Here is a 19,718-nt window from a genome sequence, read left to right on the forward strand (position 1 = left end):
GTCGGGACTCCGGCCGCGGCACGACCGGAGCCCCGGGCCGTCAGGCGAGGACGAACTTGTCGACGCCGGTCGCCAGGCCGGTCGCGATGTCGGACAGCCCGGTCACCACGCCGCCGACCTCGTCGGCGCCCGCGCGCGCGTGCTGCGCGCTGTCGGAGAGCTCGTGCGCGGCGGTCGAGATGGTGCTCGCGCCGTCGGCCGCGATCATGAGGTTGCGCTCGATCTCGGTGGTGGTCGCGCTCTGCTGCTCGATGGCGGCGGAGATCGACGACTGATGCTCGTCGACGCGGGCGATCGAGCCGGTGACTCGGTCCACCGCGGCCTGGACCTCGGCCGCGTCGGTCGCGACGTGCTCGAGCACGGGGCGGATCGTCTCGATCGCGGCGGCCGTCTGCTGGGCGAGGTCCTTGACCTCGCTCGCGACCACCGCGAAGCCCTTGCCCGCCTCGCCGGCGCGCGCGGCCTCGATGGTCGCGTTCAGGGCGAGCAGGTTGGTCTGCGCGGCGATCGCGGTGATGGTGGTGAGCACCTGGGCGATCTGCGACGAGGAGTCCTCGAGCCGCGTCGAGAGCGACGACGCCTCCTCCGCGGTGGCGACCGCGGCCCGGGTCTCGCCTGTCGCCGCGTGGACGTCGCGCGAGACCGAGTCGATGGTGACCCGCATCTCCACCATGGCGGCGGTCACGGACTGCACCTCGAGGCTCATCGCGGTCGCGGTCTCGGCCGTGCTGCCCGCGCTGGTCGCCGTCTGAGCGGCGACGCCCTGGAGGCCGAGGCTCGCCCCGTTGAGCTGGTCGGCGGTCACCTGGAGCGACTCGGCGCCCGTGCGGAGGGAGCCCACGGCGGACCTCATCGCGACGATGGTCTCGCCCAGCGCGTCGCCCATACGGCCGATCTCGTCGCTGCCCTCGCCCGTGTAGTCGTGCGACAGGTCGTGGTCGGCGACGCGCCGGAGGGCGTCGGTGATGCGGCTCACGCGCCGCACGATGCGACCGGACACCACGACGATGAGCCCGACGGCGAGGACCGCGACCACCAGGCCGACGATCAGCAGCGTCGCGGTGAGCTCCGCGATCCCGGCGTCGAGGTGCTGCGGCACCAGCGTGAGGTCCTGGTCGAGGCCCCACGAGGCGAGGGTCCAGCGCCACGGGGCGTAGCGGGCGACGGAGACCTCGGCGCCGTCGTCGGCGAGGTCGACGCGGACGATGTCCGCCGCGGTGCCCTCGGCCGTCGCGTCTTCCGCCGCGGCGTCGTCCACGAGCGCGAGACCCGTGTCGACGAGCGTCTGCGCGTAGGCGGAGTCCGCCGGATCGCCCGCGTTCGCGCCGGGCGGCGGCACCACCCAGGTGCCGTCGTCGGCGAGGACCGTGACGTAGCCGTGCTGCCCGACGGTCATCGCCGCGAGCGCCTCCCGGAGCGGGGCGTCGACCTCGCTCTGCGGGGTGCCCACGAACACGGCGCCCACCACCTCGCCGTCGACGGTGAGCGGGCCGTACGCCGTGACGTACTGCTGGCCCACCACGGTCGCCGTGCCGTAGTACGCCTCGCCGCCGAGCAGCGCGGAGACGACGGCGTTCGCCGAGCCGTCCGCGTTCGTGGCGGCGATGTACGTGCCGATCGCGCGCTGACCGTCGGCGGCCGGCACGTTGGTGGCGATGCGGAGCATGTCGCCGTCGTCGTTCATGCGCTGGAACACCGTGACGGCGGTGCCGAGCAGCCCGGCGGCCGTGTCGACCACCGGCACCGCCACGTCGGGATCGCTGACCGGTCGCACGGCCTGGCCGCCCACCGACAGCAGCGGGAGCTCGACGGAGGTGACGTCACCGGTGGTCTGATCGACGGCGTCCCATGCCTGGAGCCGGCCGAAGGCGAGCGGGCCCGAGGAGGCGACCACCGCTTGGGCGACCTCGAGCTCGGCGGCCATCCGGGTGGTGACGGTGTCGACCTGCGTCGCGACCAGCTGGTGCGCCGCCTGCGTGCTTTGGCGGAGCGCATCGGTGTTGAGCTGGTCGACGTCGGTGCGCGCCTGGTCGGCGAGGCGATGGGCCTGCACGGTGCCCACGGCGGTCAAGGCGACCGAGGTGCCGAGCACGGCGACGGCGCCGAGCGCGACGAGCTGGAGGCGCAGGCTGGAGCGGAGCGAGGGGAGGGGCATGGAGGCCTTCCGTGCCGGGACGGCGTGGGGAGCGGGGGACGCCTCTCCCATCGACCGTGCCGCTCCTCGGTGAGGACTCGAAACGTATTGTTTACAAACGTCAAATAAGGCATCCGGTGCCGTAGCGCTGCGGCTCGCCTGCTGCCCGGCCCTGCCATGCCCGGCCGCGCCGCGCCGAGCGGCGCCGAGCCACGCCCGGCCGCGCCGAGCGGCGCCGTCAGACCGCGACGACCACCTTGCCCACCTGCTCGCCCGCGACCACCCGTGCCACCGCATCGTGCGCGCGCGAGAGCGGGTGGACGCCGTCGATCGTGGGCCGCAGCCCGGTGCGCACCAGGAACGCCATGAGCGCCGCGAGGTCCGCGCGCGTGCCCATGGTGACGCCCTGGATGCGGAGCTCGTGGAAGAAGACGCGGGTGAGCAGCGCGGGATCCGGGTCCCCCGTGGTGTGGCCCGCGATCGTGATGGTGCCGCCGTTGCGCACGCTCGCGATCGAGTGCTTCCAGGTCGCCTTGCCCACGGTCTCGACGACCGCGTCGACGCGTCGCGGCAGGCGGGTTCCCGGCTCGACGGCGGCGACGGCGCCCATGCCGAGCGCGGCCTCGCGCTTCGCCTCCGAGCGCGACGTGGCGTAGACCTCGAGCCCGGCCGCGGCGCCCAGCGCGATCGCGGCGCTCGCGACACCGCCGCCGACGCCCTGCACCAGCACCGACTGCCCGGGCGTGAGGCCCGCGCCGTGGAACAGCATGCGGTAGGCGGTGAGCCACGCGGTGGGGAGGCACGCGGCCTCCTCGAAGCTGAGCTCGGCGGGCTTGGCGACCAGGTTGGCGGTCGGCACCGCGACGCGCTCCGCGAGCGTGCCCGGGTAGCGCTCCGACAGGATGCTGCGCGGCTCGCGCGGGCCCACCCCGTGGCCGTCCGCGCCGATGACGCCGTGCACCACCACCTCGGAGCCGTCGGGCGCGACGCCGGCGGCGTCGCAGCCGAGGATCATCGGCAGCTGCGCCCCGGCCAGGCCCACGCCTCGCAGCGACCACACGTCGTGGTGGTTGATGCTCGCGGCACGCACATCGACGGTGGTCCAGTGCTCGCGCGCCTCCGGCTCGGGCCTGTCGCCCACCTCGAGGGCGCTCACGGGATCATCGGGGCTGACACGGGCGGCGTAGGCGGCGAGCATGCTCCTCACCCTAGGACGATGCCGGGGCGCGGGGCGGGACGGAGGTCATCGTCGCTCCGCACGCGAGGGCCTGGCATGCGACAGGGGGACGATGCGCGGGCCGGGCCTGCGCATCGTCCCCCTGGAGAGCCGGGAGAGGAGTCCCTACTCGTTGTCGCCGTCGGTCGCGAGCGCGCCCGACAGCTTCGCCTGCACCTCGGTGCCGGCGCCGGACCAGACCCACTCGGCGACCTCGGGGAGGTCCGCGCCGGTCTCGTAGGCGTAGCGCTGGGCCTCGAAGCGCTTGTCCTGGAGCTTCTGGCGAAGCGACGCGGCCCGCGAGCCGAGCGACGGGACACGGTCGATGACGTCCATGACCAGGTGGTACCGGTCGATGTCGTTGACCATCGCCATGTCGAAGGGCGACGTGGTGGTGCCCTCCTCCTTGAAGCCGCGCACGTGCAGGTTCGCGTGCCCGGTCCGGCGGTAGGTGAGGCGGTGGATGAGCCAGGGGTAGCCGTGGTAGTTCATGATGATCGGCTTGTCGGCGGTGAAGAGCTGGTCGAACTCGCGGTCGGACATGCCGTGCGGGTGCTCTTTCTCCGGCTGGAGGCGCATGAGGTCGACCACGTTGACCATGCGCACCTTGAGGTCGGGAAGCTCCTCGCGGATGATGTCGATCGCGGCGAGCACCTCCATGGTCGGCACGTCGCCGATGCCGCACATCACCACGTCCGGCTCCTCGCCCAGCGGCACGTTGGAGGCGAACTCCCAGATGCCGGCGCCGCGCGCGAAGTGGTTCTCCGCCTCCTCGATGGTGAGCCACTGGGCCTGCGGCTGCTTGCCGGCGACCACGACGTTGACGCGGTCGCGGCTGCGCAGGCAGTGGTCGTAGGTCGCGAGCAGGGTGTTCGCGTCCGCCGGGAGGTACACGCGCACCACCTCGGCCTTCTTGTTCACCACGTGGTCGATGAAGCCCGGGTCCTGGTGCGAGAAGCCGTTGTGGTCCTGGCGCCAGACGTGGCTCGAGAGCAGGTAGTTGAGCGACGGGATCGGCCGGCGCCACGGCAGCTCGTGGGCCACCTTGAGCCACTTGGCGTGCTGGTTGAACATCGAGTCGACGATGTGGATGAAGGCCTCGTAGCTCGTGAAGAGCCCGTGGCGCCCGGTGAGGTTGTAGGCCTCGAGCCAGCCCTGGCACTGGTGCTCCGAGAGCATCTCGACCACGCGGCCGTCGTGGCCCATGGGGCCGTCGTCCGGGTCGATGCCCGCGTTCCACACCTTCTGCGTGACGTCGAGGACCGCCTGGATGCGGTTCGACGCGAGCTCGTCCGGGGCGAAGATGCGGAAGTTGTCGGGGTTGTTCTCCATGACGCCCTTGAGGAACGAGCCCAGCGTGCGGGTCGCCTCGCCGATCTCGGCTCCCGGGGCGGGCACGTCCACCGCGTAGTCGCGGTAGTCGGGCATGACCAGGTCCTTCATCAGCAGGCCGCCGTTGGCCTCGGGGCGGGCCGACATGCGCAGCTCGCCCTGCGGGACCACGGCGAGCACCTCGGGCCGCACCACGCCGTCCTCGTCGAACAGGTCGTCCGGGCCGTAGGACTGCAGCCACGCCTCGAGGGTGTGGAGGTGGTCGTCGGTGTCGCGCGCGTTGGACAGCGGCACCTGGTGCGCGCGCCACGAGCCCTCGGTCCGCTTGCCGTCGATGCTGGGCGGGCAGGTCCAGCCCTTGGGGGTGCGGAGCACGATCATGGGCCAGCGCGGGCGGTCCATCGTGGGGTTGACCTTGGCCTCGGCCTTGATCGCGGCGATCTCGTCCATCACCTCGTCCATCACGGCGGCGAAGCGACGGTGGAAGTCGGCGGGCGACTCCTCGTCGAAGCCGGCCGTGAAGAAGTGCGGCTTGTGGCCGTAGCCGACCATGAGCGCCTCGAGCTCGTCGTCGCCGATGCGCGCGAGGACGGTCGGGTTGGCGATCTTGTAGCCGTTGAGGTGGAGGATCGGCAGCACCACGCCGTCGGTGGCGGGGTTGATGAACTTGTTCGAGTGCCAGCTGGTGGCGAGCGGGCCCGTCTCGGCCTCGCCGTCGCCCACCACGGCCGCGACCAGCAGGTCGGGGTTGTCGAACGCGGCACCGTACGCGTGGGAGAGGGCGTAGCCGAGCTCGCCGCCCTCGTGGATCGATCCCGGGGTCTCCGGCGCGACGTGCGACGGGATGCCGCCCGGGAAGGAGAACTGCTTGAAGAGGCGCTGCAGTCCGCGCTCGTCCTCGGAGATCTCGGGGTAGGTCTCGTTGTAGGTGCCCTCGAGGTAGCTCGCCGCGACCAGGCCGGGGCCGCCGTGGCCTGGGCCGATGATGTACATCGTCGGCTGCTGACGCGACGTGATCATGCGGTTGAGGTGCGTGTAGATGAAGTTCAGGCCGGGCGTGGTGCCCCAGTGCCCCACGAGGCGCTTCTTCACGTGGTCGCGGTGCAGGGGGGCGCGCAGCAGCGGGTTGTCGAGCAGGTAGATCTGCCCCACCGACATGTAGTTCGCGGTGCGCCACCACAGGTCGATGGCCTCGACCTCGGCGTCGCTGACGGAGTCCGCAGTGCGGGGGGACCAGGGCTTCGGGGCCATCTCTACCTCCAGATCGGGTACGCGCCCAGCATTTCATGGTGAACGTTCACATGGCGCGGCGAAGGTCCTGGACCGCGAGCAAATTCCGGGTGAACGATGCGGCACCCGGTGACGCCTGCATCGTCCCCCGTGACACTGGCAACGGAAACGAAAGCGACACGCGGGTGAGAGGCCCGGTTGCGGGGCCTCCCACCCGCGTGTCGCGGTGAGATCCGTGGTGACTGTCAGGCGGCGGGGAGGGGGTCAGGAGACCGCGGCGACCGACTGCAGAGCGATCTCGCGCTCCTCGTTGGTCGGGACCACCCAGATCTGCACCGGCGAGGCGTCGGTGGAGACCAGCGTCGCCTGCTTCTTGCGGCCGTCGTTGCGCTCGAGGTCGAGCTCGATGCCGAGGCCGGCGAGGCCCGTGGTGGCGAGCTCGCGTACGCCGTGGTCGTTCTCGCCCACGCCCGCGGTGAAGACGATCGCGTCGACGCCGCCCATCTCGGCGAGGTACTTGCCGATGTAGCCCTTGATGCGGCGGCCGTAGACCTCGAGGCCCAGCTGCGCGGCGTGGTCGCCCTCGTCGGCGGCCTTCCACACGTCGCGCATGTCCGAGTAGCCCGTGAGGCCGAGCATGCCCGACTGGCGGTTGAGCAGGGCGTCGACCTCGTCGACGTCCATGCCCGCGGTGCGGCCCAGGTGCATCACCACGGCGGGATCGATGTCGCCCGAGCGGGTGCCCATCACGAGGCCCTCGAGCGGGGTGAGGCCCATCGACGTGTCGACCGAGACGCCGCCCTGGACCGCGCACGCGGAGGCGCCGTTGCCCAGGTGGAGCACGATGATGTTGACGTCGCGCGGGTCCTTGCCCATGAGCCGTGCGGTCTCGCGCGACACGTAGGCGTGCGACGTGCCGTGGAAGCCGTAGCGACGGACCCCGTGCTCCTCCGCCACCCGACGGTCGATCGCGTACGTGTACGCGGCCTCGGGCAGCGTCGCGTGGAACGCGGTGTCGAACACGACCACGTGCGGGATGTCGGGGAACGCGGCGCGGGCCGCGGTGATGCCCGCGAGGTTCGCCGGGTTGTGCAGCGGCGCGAGGGTCGAGAGCTTGGCGATGTGGTCCTCGACCTCATCCGTCACCACGGTGGGAGCGGTGAACTCGGAGCCGCCCTGGACCACGCGGTGGCCGACGACGGTCAGGGTCGACAGGTCCACGCCCGAGTCGGGCTCGGAGAGGTCGGCGATGATCTGGCGCACGCCCTCGTTGTGGTCGGTCACGCGCTCGACGAGCCCCGACGCGAGGGGCGCGTCGACGGTGGTGTCGACCACCTGGTACTTGATCGAGCTGGAGCCGCAGTTGAGGACGAGGGCGATGCCGTTGTAGTTGACGCTCACGCGTTGCCTTCCGGGGAGTCGAGGTTCTGGGCCTGGATCGCGGTGATCGCGACCGTGTTGACGATGTCCTGCACGAGCGCTCCGCGCGAGAGGTCGTTGACCGGCTTGCGCAGGCCCTGCAGGACGGGGCCGACGGCGACCGCGTTGGCGGAGCGCTGGACGGCCTTGTAGGTGTTGTTTCCGGTGTTGAGGTCGGGGAAGACCAGCACCGTCGCCTGGCCCGCCACCGGCGAGTCGGGAGCCTTGGACGAGGCGACGGAGGGCTCCACCGCGGCGTCGTACTGGAGCGGACCGTCGACCAGCAGGTCGGGGCGGCGCTCCTTCACCAGCCGGGTCGCCTCGCGCACCTTGTCGACGTCGGAACCGGTGCCCGACTCGCCCGTCGAGTAGGACAGCATCGCGACCTTCGGCTCGACGCCGAACTGCGCGGCCGTGTCGGCCGAGGAGATCGCGATGTCCGCGAGCTGCTCCGCGGTCGGGTCCGGGTTGACGGCGCAGTCGCCGTAGACGAGCACGCGGTCCGCGAGGCACATGAGGAACACCGACGAGACCACGGACACGCCGGGCACCGTCTTGATGATCTGGAAGGACGGCAGGATGGTGTGCGCCGTCGTGTGCGCCGCTCCGGAGACCATGCCGTCCGCGAGGCCCAGCTCGACCATCATCGTGCCGAAGTAGCTGACGTCCTGCACGCGGTCGCGCGCGGCCTCGAGGGTCGCGCCCTTGTGCTTGCGCATCTCGTAGTACTCGTGCGCGAAGCGCTCGACGTACTCGGGGTCGCTCGGGCTGATGATCGTCGCCGCGTCGAGCTCGAGGCCGAGCTCCGCGCCGCGGGCCCGGATCGACTGCTCGTTGCCGAGGATGATGAGCTCGACCACATCGCGGGTGAGCAGGGACGAGGCGGCGCGCAGGATGCGGTCGTCCATCCCCTCCGGCAGGACGATGCGCTGCTTGGGCGAGCGCGCACGGTCGAGCAGGCCGTACTCGAACATGAGCGGCGTGATGACGTCGGTGCGGGCGACGTCGAGCACCTCGCGCAGCTTGTCGGCGTCGACCCGCTGCTCGAACATCGCGAGCGCGGTGTCCACCTTGAGCTGGCTCTCGCGCGACAGCCGGCCGCGGGTGGTCGAGCAGCGACGGGCGGTCTCGAACGTGTCGAGCTCGGTGCGGATGACCGGCAGGGGCGAGCCGAGCCCCTCGAGCAGGCGGCGCACCGCGGAGCGCGGCTCGAGGCCGCCGGTGAGGATGACGCCGGACAGCGCGGGGAAGCCCTCCGCGCCGTGCGCGGCGAGCAGCGCGAGGACGGTGTCCGAGCGGTCGCCGGGGACGATGACGACGGAGCCGTCCTCGAGGCGGTCCAGGAGGTTCGACGTGGTCATCGCGCCGACCATGATCCCGTGCGACTCGCGCGACAGCAGCGACGGGTCGCCCGTCACGAGCGTGCCCTCGATCGCGTCGACCAGCTGGTTCATCGACGGCGCGATGAGCAGCGGGTCCTCGGGAAGCACGCCCAGGCGCAGGTCCTCGGGGAGCAGCGCGGCGATCGCGTCCACGTCGGCGGCGTTGCAGCGGTTGACGAAGATGCCGGAGATGTGGGCGTGCGACCCGATCAGCTCGAGGCGGGCCTGGTCGATGACCTGCGCGACCTCGCCGGGGGTGCGCTCGTTGCCGTGCACCACGAGCACGACGGGCGCGCCCAGGTTGGCGGCGACGCGACCGTTGAACTCGAGCTCGGCGGCCGCGGACACGTCGGTGTAGTCGGTGCCGACGATCACGACGGCATCGCACTTGCGCTCGACCTCGTGGTACCGCGACACGATGGTCGCGAGGGCCTTCTCGGGGTCGGCGTGGACGTCCTCGTAGGTGACGCCGATCGCCTCCTCGTACGACAGGTCGATGCTGTCGTGTCCGAGCAGGAGCTGGAGGACGTAGTCGGAGCCGTCGGCGACGCGGGCCACGGGTCGGAAGATCCCGACCCGTCCGACCTGCTTCGCGAGGAGGTTGGTGATGCCGAGCGCGATGGTCGATTTTCCGGTGTCGCCTTCGGCCGATGCGATGTAGATGCTTCGTGCCACGCCCCTATGGTTCCACGAATGCCCGGGACCTTCGCGGTCGAAGGTCCCGCAGCCGCCGTGGCACCCTGCCCGGCGCACTCCCTGCGGGGGCGCATCGGCACGCGCATGCGTAGGCTGGACGCAGCGGTCCCGCTGAGGGTTCGGACCGCAGGCGGGGTCGCCGTGCGGGCGGCCCGGCTGGAGACGGAGGCGCGATGGGACCGGGGGATCCCGAGGCACGCTCGTCGCGCGTGCCCGCGCTGCTGTCGACCTTCTTCGAGCGCAGCGCCGGTGGCCTGAGCGGGGCCGAGGGCTCCGCGGCGGGCACCGTCCGCACGTTCGCGCTCGTGTCGATCGCCTCCACCACGCTCTTCACCGCGCGCTACCTCGCCGACCCGGCGGTCGCGGCGGGGCCGCTGCCGTGGCTCAACGCGATCTCGATCGCGGTGTTCGTGGCGGTGCTCGTGCTGGTCGCGCGCGGCCGTCAGCTGCTCGCGGCGATCGTGTACCTCGCCACGGCGACCGCGGGGATGCTCTACATGGCCGTGCTCATGGGCTGGGCGTCGGGGCATCACTTCTACCTCATCACCGCCGCGCAGCTGGTGTTCCTCATGTTCACCGAGCGCCAACGACTGTGGCGGTGGACCTTCGCGCTGCTGTCGGCCGGCGCTTTCGTGTACGCGCAGCTCGGCACCGAGGGGATCGGGCCCTACGCGGATCGCGAGCACATCGCCGACACGTTCGCGATCAACGCCGTCGGCACCGCGACCCTCATGTTCGTGCTGTCCGTGGTCGCGCACCACCGGGCGCGCGTCGCGCGTGCGGAGGCGGAGCGGCTCGCCGCGCACGCCGAGTACCTGGCGAACACCGATCCCCTCACGGGCCTCGCCAACCGGCGGCCCGTGAGCGCGCGCCTCGAGGAGCTCGCGGCCGCGGAGGGTCGCACGTACTGCGTCGCGATCGCGGACCTCGACCGCTTCAAGGACCTCAACGACGTCTACGGCCACGCATGCGGCGACCGCGTGCTCGCCGAGCTGGGCGACCGGCTGCGCGGCCAGGTGCGCGTCAGCGACGCGCTCGGCCGCTGGGGCGGCGAGGAGTTCATCGTCGTCCTCGCGGATTCCTCGCTGGCGGACGCAGCCGTCATGATGGAGCGCATGAGAAGGATCGTGGGCGAGCGGCCCATCGCATGCACGGGTCACGACCACCGCGTGACCGTCTCCGTGGGGGTCGCCGACGGCGAGGCCGACCGCATGAGCCACCGCGTGGTCAAGCGCGCGGACGACGCGCTGTACGACGCGAAGCTCGCGGGGCGCGACTGCGTGCGCATGCGCCCGCTCGGCGAGGCCGGCACCTCACGCTCGACCGCGCGGCCCGCCAGGTGACGGTGGAGGTCCGGCGCGGCTCCCTCCTCTGGGGCCGCGTGATCGCCGCCGTGCTCATCGCGGCGCTCGCGGTCGGGGTGTGCGGGGCGCTCGGCTGGTGGCAGTGGACGCGCGCGTCGACCACCGGCCGCGCGGTCCAGCCCGACCCGGCGGTCCCGATCGCCGACGTCCTCCAGCCGGCGCAGGGATCGGGCGTCGCCGTGGGCCGGCAGGTCACCGTGACCGGCACGTGGGCCGACGTGGACGCCGCCGTCGTGACGGGCCGCGAGGTCGACGGCGTCGCCGCGGAGATGCTCGTGCGCGCGCTCACCGTCCCGGCGGACCAGACCGGGACGGGCGCGGAGGCGACCCTCGCCGTGGTGGTCGGCTGGCGCGCCGAGGGCGACGCGGTGGGACCGGACGATGCGCCGGGCACCGAGGTCTCCCTCGACGGCTACCTCCGGGCGCCCGAGGCGTCCGCCGCATCGTCCACCCCCGCGGTCGCGCCGGCGGACGGCACGTTCTGGGCCTCGGCCATGGCGACGTCGGAGCTCGCGCAGGTGTGGCCGGCGCCGCTCTACGGCGCGCTGCTGGTCGCCTACGACGGCACCGCGAGCTGGACCGCGCTGGAGCCGCTCCCGCCCACGCAGGAGATCAACTTCCGGTCGGGGGCCTACGCACTCGAGTGGTGGCTGTTCGGCGCGTTCGCGCTGTTCATCACGGTGCGCTGGATACGGGACAATGGGCGGGTTCCCCCGACCCGAGAGGAGCTCGCGTGAGCGACGCCTCCAGCAAGATCCCGGGCGCCCTCGCCCGCTACCGCGTGATGGCCTTCATCACCGGCACGCTGCTCATCGTCGTCTTCCTCGGCATGCTGCGGTACCTGCCCGGTCTCGACGACCTCGAGGCCACGCTGGACCCGGTGATGTTCGCGGTCGCGCAGATCCACGGCTTCGTCTACATGGTCTACCTGGTGACCGTGCTGCAGCTGTGGCTGCTCATGCGCTGGGACATCCCGCGCGTCATCTACATGGCCGCGGGCGGCATCGTGCCCCTGCTGTCGTTCTTCGCCGAGCGCCGCGTGCACGCGGAGGTCTCGGCTCAACTGGAGGAGGCCAAGTGACCGAGACCCAGCATCGTCCCGTCCTCGTCGTCGACTGCGGCGCGCAGTACGCGCAGCTGATCGCGCGACGCGTGCGCGAGGCGTCGGTGTACTCCGAGATCGTCCCGCACTCGATGTCCGCGGAGAAGATGCTCGCCAAGAACCCTGCGGCCGTGATCCTGTCCGGCGGCCCCTCCTCGGTGTACGAGGACGGCGCCCCGCAGATCGACCCCGCGCTGTTCGAGGCCGGCATCCCCGTCATGGGCATCTGCTACGGCTTCCAGGCCATGGCGCAGGCCATGGGCGGCACCGTCGCGAAGACCGGCCTGCGCGAGTACGGCCGCACCCAGGCGTCCGTGGGCACCGCCGGCACCGCGCTCGCGGGCAGCCCGGCCGTGCAGGAGGTGTGGATGAGCCACGGCGACTCCGTCCAGGAGGCGCCGCCCGGGTTCGAGGTGCTGGCCACCACCGAGGGCGCGCCCGTCGCCGCCTTCGAGAACCTCGACAAGCGCATGTGCGGCGTGCAGTGGCACCCCGAGGTGAAGCACTCGCCGCTCGGCCAGCACGCGATCGAGAACTTCCTCTACAACGTCGCGGGGCTGCAGCCCGACTGGACCTCCTCGAACGTGATCGAGGAGCAGGTCGCGCTCATCCGTGAGCAGGTGGGATCCAAGCGGGTCATCTGCGCGCTCTCGGGCGGCGTGGACTCCGCGGTCGCCGCGGCGATCGTGCAGAAGGCCGTGGGCGACCAGCTCACGTGCATCCACGTCGACCACGGGCTCATGCGCGCGGGCGAGGTCGAGCAGATCGAGAAGGACTTCGTCGCCTCGACCGGCGTGCGCCTCATCATCCGCGACGAGAAGGAGCGGTTCCTCTCGGCCCTGGCCGGCGTGAGCGACCCCGAGACCAAGCGCAAGATCATCGGCCGCGAGTTCATCCGCGTGTTCGAGGACGCCGCCCGCCAGGTGGTCGAGGAGTACGGCGCGTCCGGCGAATCGGTCGACTTCCTGGTCCAGGGCACGCTGTACCCCGACGTGGTCGAGTCTGGCGGCGGCGAGGGTGCGGCCAACATCAAGAGCCACCACAACGTGGGCGGCCTTCCCGACGACCTGCAGTTCTCGCTGGTCGAGCCGCTGCGCGCGCTGTTCAAGGACGAGGTCCGTGCGGTGGGTCGCGAGCTCGGGATCCCCGAGGAGATCGTCGGACGGCAGCCCTTCCCGGGCCCCGGCCTGGGCATCCGCATCATCGGCGAGGTCACGTGGGAGCGCCTCGAGATCCTGCGTCGCGCGGACGCGATCGCGCGCGAGGAGCTCACCAAGGCCGGTCTGGACCAGGAGATCTGGCAGTGCCCCGTGGTGCTGCTCGCCGACGTCCGCTCGGTGGGCGTCCAGGGCGACGGCCGCACGTACGGCCACCCCGTGGTGCTGCGTCCCGTGTCCTCCGAGGACGCGATGACCGCCGACTGGTCGCGCCTGCCGTACGACGTGCTCGCGCACATCTCCAACCGCATCACCAACGAGGTGGCCGAGGTCAACCGCGTGGTGCTCGACGTCACGAGCAAGCCGCCGGGCACCATCGAGTGGGAGTGAGCTGAACAGGAAGGGCCCCGCCGTCGGCGGGGCCCTTCCCGTTGTCCCGGTCGTCGGCCGCGCCCCGGAAGGTGCCTGGTGCCCAGAATCGGCCGATCCGGGCACTCAGCACCTCCGCAGGGGCGGGGGCGGCGGGTCAGGGGTCCTTGCGGTCCTCGGGTTCGGGATCGGGCGCGGGCTCCTGCTCGGATGTGGGCTCGGGGGCCGGCTCCGGGGCCGGCGTCTCGGTCGCGACGGCGGCGCGCTCGCGACGGTTCTGGCGGCTCGCCGAGGCGAGCGCCGAGAACAGCAGCCATGCGCCGAGCGCGACGAGCGCGATGATGGCGAACAGCTCCAGGTCGATGCGGAAGCCGGACAGCGCGGCGATCAGCAGCCCGCCGGTGGCGGCGACGATCGCCCCCCAGATCGCGCCCGTGACCCGCTCGGCGGTCCCGCGGCGCGGACGAAGCTCGGCGTTCATGACGCCACCTCCTCGATGACGATGGTGGAGTAGCCCTCGGCCACGTGCGTGGCGTCGAGCGTGAGGACGGGGTCGCCAGGGTTGGCCAGCGACACCGAGGCGCCCGACCAGACCTCGCACGTGATCCCGCGGTCGGGCCAGTACACGGAGGCCGAGGCCGACTCGCCGGTGGTCACCTCGAGCGAGGTCCCGGCGGCGACGCGGACCGTGGTGTAGCCGGCGGTCACGTCGGCGGTCGTGGTCGAGTCCAGCGCGGTCTCGGAGATGAGCCCGCGGGACTGCCCCTCGGAGCCCGGGACCTCGTCGAGCGCGTAGCAGCCCGACGGCAGCGAGATCAGCGCATAGTCGCCGTCGAACGCCGCGAGCGCGTCGTAGGAGGGCTCGGGCGCGGCGCTCGCGACGGACTCCTCAGGCGCCGGCTCGCCGAGCACGAAGCCGCCGTCGCCGATCTCGATCCGGGTGATCTCGTCGCCGTCGCGCTCGATCCGGATCTCCGGCAGGTGGCGGTCGGCCCACCCGTCGCGCACGTCCTCCGCCTCGGCCGTGAGGGCGAGCGCCGGCACCATCATGAGCGCCGACGCGAAGGCGAGGAAGCCGAGGCGGCGCCCCGACAGCGCGACCAGCACGAGGATCACGCCCACGCCCGTGAGGAAGACCGCGAACCACGCGAGCATCGGATGCACCGCGAGCCGGTCCTGCCATGCGGCGGCCGCGACGCCCGCGCCCGAGAGCACGAGCCACGCGAGCGTCAGCAAGTAGAAGGGCGCGCCGGGACCGGGCACACGGGGCGCGCGGGGCGGCACGGGCGGCACGGGCGGCGCGGCGTAGGCGGGTGCGCCGTACGGCTGCGCGTACCCCGTCGCCGCGGCCGCCGCGCTCTGCGCCTGGGAGGCCGCCGCATCGGCCGCCGCGGACGCGGAGGCGACCGCGTCCTCGGCGACGCCAGCGCGGTAGGTCGCGCGCTCGTCGCGGCGGGCCTGACGGTCCGCACGGGCCTGCTGGCGCGCGGCGGCCCATGCCGGCGGCGCGGCGTACACGGGCGGTGCGCCGTCGGGGCCGGGCTGGGGAGGCGTCGCGCCGCCCGTGCCGCCGCGGCGCGCCAGGTGGACGACGAGGAAGACGATGCCGCCGATCACCGCCAGGGGGATGGTGATCCCGAGGATCAGCGCGGCCATGCGGAACACGCCGCCGCCCACGCCGTCGTCCCAGACGTAGCTGTGGTTCCAGGACCACGGGCCGCCCTCGCCGATGGTCGCGAGGCCCACGAGCCCGACCACGGCGATCGCGACGAGCGCTCCCACGTTGGGGACGCCGCGGCCGAAGTCCTGCGCGATGATGCGCCCGCGACGGTCGGGCAGGAGCGCCCAGGCCGCGGCGTACGCGAGCAGCACGATGCCGTTGAGCACGATGGCGAGGCCCACGAGCCCCACGCGGGTCCACGCCCGCGACCATCCGAGGCGCTCGGCGATGCCGGCGCCCACCCCGCTGAAGACGCGCGCATCCGAGCGAGTGAGCTCCCACCCGCGGATGGTCGTGAAGAACCCTGCCTCCGTGGGCGGGGTCTGCTGGTCAGTCATGTCGAATCCTCCGATCTCCCTCGAGTGTCGCGCGGGGCCGCGCGCCCCCGCTATGAGGGAGGCCCCTGATTCGCACCCTGAATCCTGGGTGCCCCGCGCATCGTCCCGACGGCCGAGGAGCGGGGGTGTCGCGCTGTGCGAAGGTGGTGCCATGACGGCCACCACCGCGCGGATCGCGCATCCGCTCGAGCGGCGCTCGCCCGCCGTGCAGTGGTGGCGCGCGTCGCTCGGTGCGGCGCTGCTCGCGTTCGCCGGCGTCATGCTCGCGCATCGGTACGAGTGGGCCCACCTGGCGTGGTGGCTGCTGCCGCTGCTGCTGTTCGTGGTCGCGATCGTCCTGGTGTGGAGCCCGCTCGAGAACGCCGTGCAGCTCGACGCGCGCCGGCCCGACGTCGGCGGGCTGTTCTCGCGCGACGCGTGGCTGCGCATGAGCGCGGGGCTCGCGTTGGCGGTCGTGGCGCTGTGGTGGTTCGCGAGCGCGTTCCCGGGCCGCGAGCCCGTGCTGCGCGCCATCATCGTGCCCGTGATCGTCGTCGTCGCGCTGGCGCTGCTGCTCGCGCCGTGGTGGCTGCGGCTCCTCCGCCAGGTCGGGGTCGAGCGCGAGCGTCGCGTGCGCGAGTTCGAGCGGGCCGAGATCGCGGCCCATCTGCACGACTCGGTGCTGCAGACGCTCACGCTCATCCGCGCCAAGGCGGACGATCCGGACGCCGTCGCGCGGCTCGCGCGGGCGCAGGAGCGCGACCTGCGTGCCTACCTCTACCAGGAGCGGCGGTCCACGCAGGAATCGGTCGCGACGGCGCTCGGCGCGGCCGTCGCGGAGGTCGAGGACGCGCACGGGGTCGAGGTCGAGGTCGTCACCGTCGGCGACGCGCCCACGACGGCCGGGCTCGCGGCGGCCGTCAAGGCGGTGCGCGAGGCGGTGCTCAACGCCGCGCGCCACGCCGACGCTCCGTACTCGGTCTACGCCGAGGTCACCGCGCGCGGCCTCGAGGTCTTCGTGCGTGACGGCGGTCCGGGATTCGACCCGGCGGCGGTCCCGGCCGGGCGGCTCGGGATCCGCGAATCCATCATCAACCGCGTGGAGCGCCACGGCGGCACGGCGGAGGTCTCCTCCGCTCCGGGCGGCCGCACCGAGGTGACCCTCAGCATGCCCCTGGAGGAGCAGTCATGACAGTGTCCGTGGTGATCGTGGACGACCACGACGTCATCCGCGTCGGCGTGCGCGAGAGCCTCGCGGACGACATCGAGGTGGTCGGGGAGGCGCGCGACGTCGAGTCGGCGATCGCGGAGATCGTCGCGAGGGCCCCGCAGGTGGTGATCCTCGACGTGCACCTGCCCGGGGGCACCGGGGGAGGCGCGCTCGACGTGCTCGCCGAGGTCCTGCATCGTCCCGGCGCGCCGCGCGTGCTCGCGCTGTCGGTGTCCGACGCGGCCGAGGACGTGGTGGCGACCGTCCGCGCCGGCGCGCGCGGGTACGTGACCAAGTCGATCTCGGGGCCGGAGCTGTCCGATGCGGTGCGCCGCGTCGCCGGGGGCGATGCGGTGTTCTCGCCGCGCCTCGCGGGGTTCGTGCTCGACGCGTTCGGGGCGGCCGGGGGCGAGGTCGCAGCCGCGGACGAGGACCTCGACAAGCTCACCGAGCGCGAGCAGGAGGTCATGAGGCTGATCGCGCGCGGCTACACGTACCGCGAGGTGGCCGAGAAGCTGTTCATCTCGATCAAGACGGTGGAGACCCACGTGGGGAAGGTGCTGCACAAGCTGCAGCTGTCCAACCGTCACGAGCTCGCGCACTGGGCGGCGCAGCGGAGGATCGTCTAGCTGAAGAGCGCCACCGCGCGCGCGATGACGAGCGCGAGCACCACGAATCCCGAGAACGCTTGCAGGCCCATGAGCGCCTTCGCGCGTCCGGACAGCGGGATCGAGTCGGAGGCGGAGAACGCCATCGAGTTCGACAGCGACGTGTAGAGGTAGTCGCCGAAGCGCGGGCGCCAGTCGGCGTGGCGGGACGATGCCGCGGCCACCTCGTCGATCGCGTCGTGGTCCTCGTCCTGCGCGAACCGCAGGTCCGCGGGCGGGAGCTCGGCGCGGGCGAGCGCGCGCCGCACCACGGGCCCGCCGCGGTCGAGCTCCCACAGCACCAGCGCGAACGCGATGACGTTGGTGAGCCAGACCTGGGCCGCCGACAGCAGGATGCGCGAGCCCGAGCCGGTCGACGGCGCGGTGAGCGACACGATCAGCGCGACGAGCATCACCTGGTTGGAGGCCGCGAGCAGGAGCGCCTGCGCGACCGACAGCCCTCGCGTCCACGCGGTCTGACGATGCAGCCGCACGGGGTTCGCGACGAGCAGCGGGACGAGCAGCACCAGGCCGATGCCGACGATCGCGTACCGGAAGGCGGGCAGGAACGTCGACGGCAGGGCCACGTACATGGCGAGCGCGATCAGCAGAGCGCCCACCGCGGGCCAGCGATGCTCGCCGCGGCCGCCTTCCGGAATCGCCGTCATGACAGGGATTCTGCTCTCCCTGGTACCCTGGGTGGTACTTGCAGGACCATCCCCGGTCCTCCTGCGTCGCAGATTGCTTCCACTTCTCGCCGGCGCCCGACCATCCAGGCGGCGCGGCTCGTAGAAATTCTCTTCGGCGAACGAGCGCGGACACCTCCGCGATTCGCCACCATCGCCGGTGCTGCACGAGCCCGCCCGGGCTCCGCGCGCATCGGCCGCTGCCACGAAAGGCACCCACGTGACCTCCACCACCTTCGCCGAGCTCGGCGTGCCCACCCCCCTGACCGACGTCCTCGAGGGAGAGGGCAAGCGCCACGCCTTCCCCATCCAGGTCGAGACGCTGCCCGACTCGCTCGCCGGCCGCGACGTCCTCGGTCGCGGCAAGACTGGTTCCGGCAAGACCCTCGCGTTCTCCATCCCCATGGTCGCGCGCCTGGCCAAGGCCGGCGGCCGTCCCAAGCCGGGGCGCCCGCGCGCGCTGGTGCTCGCCCCGACGCGCGAGCTCGCGACCCAGATCGACGCGACGCTCGCGCCGCTCGCGGCCGCGTACGGCATGCGTACCACCACCATCTTCGGCGGCGTGAGCCAGCGCCGTCAGGAGCAGGCGCTCCAGCGCGGCGTCGACATCGTGGTCGCGTGCCCGGGCCGCCTCGAGGACCTCATGGGTCAGCGCCACGTCTCGCTCGACTCGGTCGAGATCACCGTGCTCGACGAGGCCGACCACATGGCGGACCTGGGCTTCCTGCCCGGCGTCACGCGCATCATGAACGCGACGCCTCAGCGCGGCCAGCGCCTGCTGTTCTCGGCGACGCTCGACAACGGCGTGGACAAGCTGGTGAAGCGCTTCCTCGACTCGCCGGTCATGCACTCGGTGGACGATGCGTCGAGCCCGGTCGAGGCCATGACCCACCACGTGTTCCACGTGGCGGGGGCCGATGCGAAGAAGGACCTGATCCACGCGCTCGCCTCGGGCACCTCGCGCCGCATCCTCTTCACGCGCACCAAGCACCAGGCGAAGAAGCTCGCCAAGCAGCTCACCGCGGCGGGCATCCCCGCCGTGGACCTGCACGGCAACCTCTCGCAGAACGCGCGCGACCGCAATCTCGCGGCGTTCGCGGGCGACACCGTGCGCGTCCTGGTCGCGACGGACGTCGCGGCGCGCGGCGTGCACGTCGACGGCGTCGAGCTGGTGGTCCACGTGGACCCGCCGGCCGAGCACAAGGCGTACCTGCACCGCTCGGGCCGTACGGCGCGCGCGGGCTCCGCGGGCGACGTGGTGACGGTGGTCATGCCCGAGCAGCGCAAGGAGACCGACCTGCTGCTCAAGAAGGCGAGCATCAAGGTCCGCCCCGAGGTCGTCAGCGCAGCGTCGCCGCAGGTGGTGCGACTCGTGGGCGAGGTGGCCGCGTACGTCACGCCGTCCGCCGAGCCGGCGCCTCAGCAGCGTCAGGGCGCGGGTCGCGGCCGGTCCGGGGCAGGTGCCCAGGCCGGTGCGACCGCGGGCGGCGGGCGCCGTCGCGGTGGTCGCGGACGCGGCGCCGCCACCGGTGCCGCGCCTGCGCAGGCGACGTCCCGCCCCCGGACCCATGCCCCCCGTTCGGGCGGCGCATCGGCGTCGGGTGGCGCGGCCGCGGCCCCGCGATCGGCGGGCGCATCGACGGGAGGCGCCGCGGCGTTCTCCGCGCGCGGCGGCTCGGGCGGCGGCTCGCGCCGCGGCGGCCAGGGACGCCGCACGCGCTGATCCCCACATTCCGT

15 protein-coding genes are annotated in these 19,718 nt (G+C 72.5%); 7 read left to right on the top strand and 8 right to left on the bottom strand.

Features of this window, described 5'->3' with window-relative positions; genetic code table 11:
* Positions 1-40: 40 nt before the first annotated feature.
* The 5 genes from AOM09_RS02940 to pta form a co-directional block, all read right to left on the bottom strand.
* A complete protein-coding gene (locus AOM09_RS02940; protein WP_062384017.1) occupies positions 41-2,155 on the bottom strand; it encodes a methyl-accepting chemotaxis protein in 2,115 nt (704 codons plus the stop codon).
* 217 nt (positions 2,156-2,372) lie between these two features.
* The gene (locus AOM09_RS02945) at positions 2,373-3,332 is read right to left on the bottom strand and encodes a zinc-binding dehydrogenase (RefSeq protein ID WP_062384020.1); all 960 of its coding nucleotides are present in this window, start codon (positions 3,330-3,332) and stop codon (positions 2,373-2,375) included.
* A 144-nt stretch (positions 3,333-3,476) separates the two neighbouring features.
* The gene (locus AOM09_RS02950) at positions 3,477-5,933 is read right to left on the bottom strand and encodes a phosphoketolase family protein (protein ID WP_062384023.1); all 2,457 of its coding nucleotides are present in this window, start codon (positions 5,931-5,933) and stop codon (positions 3,477-3,479) included.
* Between the two features lie 243 nt (positions 5,934-6,176).
* Positions 6,177-7,313, bottom strand: a complete 1,137-nt coding sequence (locus AOM09_RS02955) for an acetate/propionate family kinase (protein WP_062384027.1) — start codon at positions 7,311-7,313, stop codon at positions 6,177-6,179.
* Positions 7,310-9,388, bottom strand: a complete 2,079-nt coding sequence (pta, locus tag AOM09_RS02960; RefSeq protein WP_062384029.1) for a phosphate acetyltransferase — start codon at positions 9,386-9,388, stop codon at positions 7,310-7,312. Before pta ends, AOM09_RS02955 begins: the two co-directional genes overlap by 4 nt.
* A 194-nt stretch (positions 9,389-9,582) precedes the next feature.
* Between pta and AOM09_RS02965 the strand changes: the two genes are divergently transcribed.
* The 4 genes from AOM09_RS02965 to guaA are packed head-to-tail and all read left to right on the top strand — an operon-like array spanning position 9,583 to position 13,422.
* Complete coding sequence (locus AOM09_RS02965; RefSeq protein ID WP_062384031.1) at positions 9,583-10,752, top strand: GGDEF domain-containing protein; 1,170 nt, start codon at positions 9,583-9,585, stop codon at positions 10,750-10,752.
* Complete coding sequence (locus AOM09_RS02970) at positions 10,749-11,510, top strand: SURF1 family cytochrome oxidase biogenesis protein (RefSeq protein WP_169747597.1); 762 nt, start codon at positions 10,749-10,751, stop codon at positions 11,508-11,510. The genes AOM09_RS02965 and AOM09_RS02970 overlap by 4 nt, the downstream gene beginning before the upstream one ends.
* A complete protein-coding gene (locus tag AOM09_RS02975; RefSeq protein ID WP_062384036.1) occupies positions 11,507-11,854 on the top strand; it encodes a DUF3817 domain-containing protein in 348 nt (115 codons plus the stop codon). Before AOM09_RS02970 ends, AOM09_RS02975 begins: the two co-directional genes overlap by 4 nt.
* Positions 11,851-13,422 (top strand): glutamine-hydrolyzing GMP synthase, encoded by a 1,572-nt coding sequence (gene guaA, locus AOM09_RS02980; RefSeq protein WP_062384040.1) that lies wholly within the window; start codon positions 11,851-11,853, stop codon positions 13,420-13,422. The genes AOM09_RS02975 and guaA overlap by 4 nt, the downstream gene beginning before the upstream one ends.
* Before the next feature lie 136 nt (positions 13,423-13,558).
* Here the strand turns inward: guaA and AOM09_RS02985 are convergent, their stop codons facing one another.
* Both AOM09_RS02985 and AOM09_RS02990 read right to left on the bottom strand, forming a co-directional pair.
* Positions 13,559-13,882 (bottom strand): hypothetical protein, encoded by a 324-nt coding sequence (locus tag AOM09_RS02985; RefSeq protein ID WP_062384043.1) that lies wholly within the window; start codon positions 13,880-13,882, stop codon positions 13,559-13,561.
* A complete protein-coding gene (locus AOM09_RS02990) occupies positions 13,879-15,459 on the bottom strand; it encodes a PspC domain-containing protein (protein ID WP_062384045.1) in 1,581 nt (526 codons plus the stop codon). Before AOM09_RS02990 ends, AOM09_RS02985 begins: the two co-directional genes overlap by 4 nt.
* Before the next feature lie 151 nt (positions 15,460-15,610).
* Between AOM09_RS02990 and AOM09_RS15115 the strand changes: the two genes are divergently transcribed.
* Together AOM09_RS15115 and AOM09_RS03000 are read left to right on the top strand one after the other, a co-directional pair.
* Positions 15,611-16,630, top strand: a complete 1,020-nt coding sequence (locus AOM09_RS15115) for a sensor histidine kinase (protein WP_062384047.1) — start codon at positions 15,611-15,613, stop codon at positions 16,628-16,630.
* On the top strand, positions 16,627-17,277 hold the full coding sequence (locus tag AOM09_RS03000) for a response regulator (protein WP_062384050.1): 651 nt from the start codon (positions 16,627-16,629) through the stop codon (positions 17,275-17,277). The genes AOM09_RS15115 and AOM09_RS03000 overlap by 4 nt, the downstream gene beginning before the upstream one ends.
* Here the strand turns inward: AOM09_RS03000 and AOM09_RS03005 are convergent.
* Positions 17,274-17,963 (bottom strand): hypothetical protein, encoded by a 690-nt coding sequence (locus tag AOM09_RS03005; RefSeq protein ID WP_062384053.1) that lies wholly within the window; start codon positions 17,961-17,963, stop codon positions 17,274-17,276. The genes AOM09_RS03000 and AOM09_RS03005 overlap by 4 nt on opposite strands.
* Before the next feature lie 238 nt (positions 17,964-18,201).
* Between AOM09_RS03005 and AOM09_RS03010 the strand changes: the two genes are divergently transcribed.
* Positions 18,202-19,704: a DEAD/DEAH box helicase gene (locus AOM09_RS03010; protein ID WP_062384056.1), complete on the top strand. Its 1,503-nt coding sequence runs from the start codon at positions 18,202-18,204 to the stop codon at positions 19,702-19,704.
* The last annotated feature ends 14 nt before the right edge of the window (positions 19,705-19,718 follow it).

Source organism: Demequina iriomotensis, assembly GCF_000971395.1.
GTDB classification, from domain to species: Bacteria; Actinomycetota; Actinomycetes; order Actinomycetales; family Demequinaceae; genus Demequina; species Demequina iriomotensis.

Coding starts and splice junctions, on each gene's coding strand:
- AOM09_RS02945 (WP_062384020.1), bottom strand. CDS start 3,332: ATGCTCGCCGCCTACGCCGCCCGTGTCAGCCCCGATGATCCCGTGAGC.
- AOM09_RS02985 (WP_062384043.1), bottom strand. CDS start 13,882: ATGAACGCCGAGCTTCGTCCGCGCCGCGGGACCGCCGAGCGGGTCACG.
- AOM09_RS02990 (WP_062384045.1), bottom strand. CDS start 15,459: ATGACTGACCAGCAGACCCCGCCCACGGAGGCAGGGTTCTTCACGACC.
- AOM09_RS15115 (WP_062384047.1), top strand. CDS start 15,611: ATGACGGCCACCACCGCGCGGATCGCGCATCCGCTCGAGCGGCGCTCG.
- AOM09_RS02950 (WP_062384023.1), bottom strand. CDS start 5,933: ATGGCCCCGAAGCCCTGGTCCCCCCGCACTGCGGACTCCGTCAGCGAC.
- AOM09_RS03005 (WP_062384053.1), bottom strand. CDS start 17,963: ATGACGGCGATTCCGGAAGGCGGCCGCGGCGAGCATCGCTGGCCCGCG.
- AOM09_RS03000 (WP_062384050.1), top strand. CDS start 16,627: ATGACAGTGTCCGTGGTGATCGTGGACGACCACGACGTCATCCGCGTC.
- AOM09_RS02965 (WP_062384031.1), top strand. CDS start 9,583: ATGGGACCGGGGGATCCCGAGGCACGCTCGTCGCGCGTGCCCGCGCTG.
- AOM09_RS02940 (WP_062384017.1), bottom strand. CDS start 2,155: ATGCCCCTCCCCTCGCTCCGCTCCAGCCTGCGCCTCCAGCTCGTCGCG.